At 57.0% G+C, this 3,376-nt stretch carries 3 protein-coding genes; all 3 read right to left on the bottom strand.

Translation table 11 applies throughout. The features are described from left to right. Window positions 1–663, bottom strand: a 663-nt coding sequence (locus BMI01S_RS36430; RefSeq protein ID WP_042292995.1) for a hypothetical protein, incomplete at its 3' end; no start/stop codon positions are given. A gap of 161 nt (window positions 664–824) precedes the next feature. Beyond that, window positions 825–1,439: a hypothetical protein gene (locus tag BMI01S_RS41645; RefSeq protein ID WP_156123908.1), complete on the bottom strand. Its 615-nt coding sequence runs from the start codon at window positions 1,437–1,439 to the stop codon at window positions 825–827. A gap of 171 nt (window positions 1,440–1,610) precedes the next feature. Continuing rightward, window positions 1,611–3,065: an MFS transporter gene (locus BMI01S_RS36425; RefSeq protein WP_042292992.1), complete on the bottom strand. Its 1,455-nt coding sequence runs from the start codon at window positions 3,063–3,065 to the stop codon at window positions 1,611–1,613. Window positions 3,066–3,376: the final 311 nt, after the last annotated feature.

The following is a 3,376-nucleotide window of genomic DNA, read 5'->3' as shown; positions in this document are numbered from 1 at the left end:
GTTCGCGACATCGGGAATGCTTCGTTCCTCAAGAGTGCCGATGAGATTCAGTCGCGCGACAGCGGTCCTCTCATCGGTCGTGGCATCGCTCCTCAAATCGCTCAGCGCCTTACTGAAGACCTCTTGAGGCGTTTGACTTGGCATGTTGAAGTAAGTCTCATACATCTCGGCATATTTGGATTCGTTTCTGCCCTCCCAAATGGCATTCGCTTCTTGCAAGACTATGTCTCTGCCAATTGCAGAATCAACCAGGATGGATCGAAGAATGTCTCGCTCCATGCCCTGTTCGGCAGGCATGTCGTGATAGAACTGAGTCACAAGCTTTGCGACCTCGGGGCCATTTTCCAAAGCAATCTGCAGCCGAGCCCGAAACTCATCCAGCTCATTCTGAGACATGTCGCCGCGATTCACGATCTTCTGAAAGATCGCACGAAGGCTCGCGTCAATTTGTACAGGTGTATCATTGGATGCCGCTCCGGAGGGCTTGTCGTCGGTGGCCAAACTCCCGCCGGCATTAATGCCATCGGGCCACGCAATTCCCTCTCTGCTGCTTGTCGCGGTGGCTTCGGAAGACCTAAAGTCTGTGGGCTTGTATGCGCGCTTCGCTTGCTCCGAACCTACCGTGGGCGCGGCGAGAAATAAGAGGTACCCTGCCACCACCATCAGCAAGCATCCAACGATGGCTAGATGGACTCGACGCCGTGAAGATAAATTTATATTGAAGGACATAAGCTTTCTTCGTAGATAAGGAACGTCAGCCGTCTGACACAGTGCACGCCTCGCTCTTGGCGGTATCGTGGCGATACCAAAGACACTCCGCTGTCTCAAGCCAATGAACGAGGCGAATGGCGATCTGAGTGACTAAATGCGCCGATAGTTGCAGCTACTGCCACGCCACTCTGGCAAATATCCTTCACGATCATATGCGCCACCGACGTATGTGCAACGCCAACTCTCCCCCCCATCCAATCGGAACGCCATCCCGCTGGACAGCTTGACTGCAAGGTGAGGTAGTTATCCGCCCCGATCACGTGGACTTTCCCCCATCGTTCGCTGAAGTTGATGACTGCGCGGCCCTTCCAGCCCGGGTTAGGGCCACAAGTGACCGTTTCGCTACGAATATTGCATGCAGTCCATGACTTATTGAACCCGCCGTCGATCGCCATGTCGCCGATTTTTATCGGGATTCCCCACTGCGCACCGATGTTAAAGCTGGTGGTGTGGCATGACGAATGGCCTGTCGTTAACGCCACGGTTCCACAGCTTCCTCCAGAGCCACCGAAACAATAGTGCCAGTCCGATCCATCCAAGGAGTAGCCGTGCTGGCTTTTGCCGATCCAACCCAAGAACTGGGTGTTAAGCGTCTGCGCGCTGATGGGGCCGTTATAAGCGTCCAACCAAGAAGCTATGAGCAGAATTAATATCTTCTTTGATGCCACGGAAAATTCCTCCCTTAGTTTGGGTTAAGGCTACGCTGATCAAGCCGCGTAAATGCGACTTGTTGTGGCCAAGGCATGCATAAATTCTCGAGATCGCGAATAACGGTAGTGTCGCGATAGCTCTTGCGGAAAAATTGCGTAAACATGCTCTGGATAGAGAGCGAGAGCCGCTCAATGCGAAATGCTCTCCAGCGACTTGCCGAGCGTCCGGGGCCCCATCAACCCGATGGACACCGTGACGAGCGCCATTGCCCCCGCGATGAAAACGAACACGCCAGTCACGCCGAACGCCTTGAGCGTAAAGGCGATGACGAAGGAACTGAATACCGCCGAGAGCCGGCTCCACGAATAGACGAAGCCCACGGCGCGCGCGCGGATGGCCGTCGGGTAAAGCTCCTGCTGGTACGTGTGATAGGTAAACGAAATGATGTTCCCGGCGAGCGTCAGCAGCACGCCGAGCGTCACGATCGCCACCGCCGCCGAAGCCTGGCTGAACAACAATCCGCTCACGATATTGATTGCCGCCATGCCGCCAATCACATGCTTGCGCTCGAAACGGTCGGCAATCCAGTAGCCGAGCAGCGGACCCAGTGGCGCGGCGAGCCCGATCACCGTGGTGTACATGAGGCTCGACGTGACCGTAATGCCCTGCTTCACGAGCAGCGTGGGCACCCAGTTCGCGAAGCCGTAAAAGCCCACCGTCTGGAAGATATGGAAGACGATGAGCATAACGGTGCGTTTGCCGTACGGCGGCTTCCACATGTCCGCGAAACCGGCTTTTCGCGGCACCGGGTCGGCTGGGCCGACTGCAGGCAGCGGCGCACCGTATTGCCGCGCCACCTTTGCTTCGAGGTCCGCCAATAACGCTGCGGCTTCTTCGGTGCGGCCTTTACTCGCGAGCCAACGCGGACTCTCGGGCAGATTGCGCCGGAAGTACCAGACAAAGAGCGCGCTGATGCCGCCCAGCAGCACGACCCAGCGCCATCCATCGAGCCCAAACGGCACACGCGGCACCAGGAGCCACGAAAGAAACGCAACGACCGGCACCGCCGAAAAGCCGATTGCCTGGCACACGGCGAACGCCCTGCCGCGCAAGTGTTTGGGCGCAAGCTCCGAGAGGTACGTGCCGATGGTCACGAGTTCGACGCCAATGCCGAGTCCCGAGACGAAACGCCAGAGGTTCAGGCCGCTCGCCGTGTCCTGGAAGGCCATGACCGTGTTCGCCGCGACGTACCACAGCAGCGACCATGTGAAGATGGCTCGCCGCCCGAAGCGGTCCGCAAGGAAGCCGCATGCGGCCGTGCCGATGAAGAGCCCGCAAAAGAGTGCGGCAATGAAGCTTGCCACGCCCGAAGTGCCGAAGAGGCCGGGCGTGGTCGAGGTGAGAATGCCGCTTTTGACCAGACCCGGTGCGACATAACCGGTGAAGAGCAGATCGTACAGTTCGAAGAAAAATCCGAGACTGAGCAGCAAGATCAGCTTCCATACGGCGCGCGTGGCCGGAAGCCGGTCGAGACGGGCCGATATCGTGCCGTACTGCGCGCTGCCGTCGGCAGCCGCGTTTGCATCGATGGGTGTTCCATGGTCAGCGGCCCGCAGATTCGCCGCGCCCTCCAGAATGGCCAAGTTTGCCTCCAATGTACTCTACTTTAGACATTCAGCGCCCCTCAGCGGGGCGCTGAATGTCTAAAGTAGAGTTTCTAATCGAAGCGTTGGTCAACGAGCCATCATCGGTGCCGACGACCGTCAAGTGTCAACCTGAACGAGTCAAATCTGTTTCGAATATGGATCAATATCACAATATCACCAATCACGAGTTTTCTAGATATTAAATTTATTTTCATCTCCTGAAGATTTTTTGATATCGATCGATCGGTTTCGTCGGGGATATACATCACCGGGATCTGTCGCTCCTGCACGTCCCACCTGCAGGTTCT

It is taken from the genome of Paraburkholderia mimosarum LMG 23256 = NBRC 106338 (assembly GCF_000739815.1).
Classification (GTDB): Bacteria; Pseudomonadota; Gammaproteobacteria; order Burkholderiales; family Burkholderiaceae; genus Paraburkholderia; species Paraburkholderia mimosarum.
Note: the sequence above shows the minus strand (reverse complement) of the source record. Positions and strands in the feature narration are given on the sequence as shown.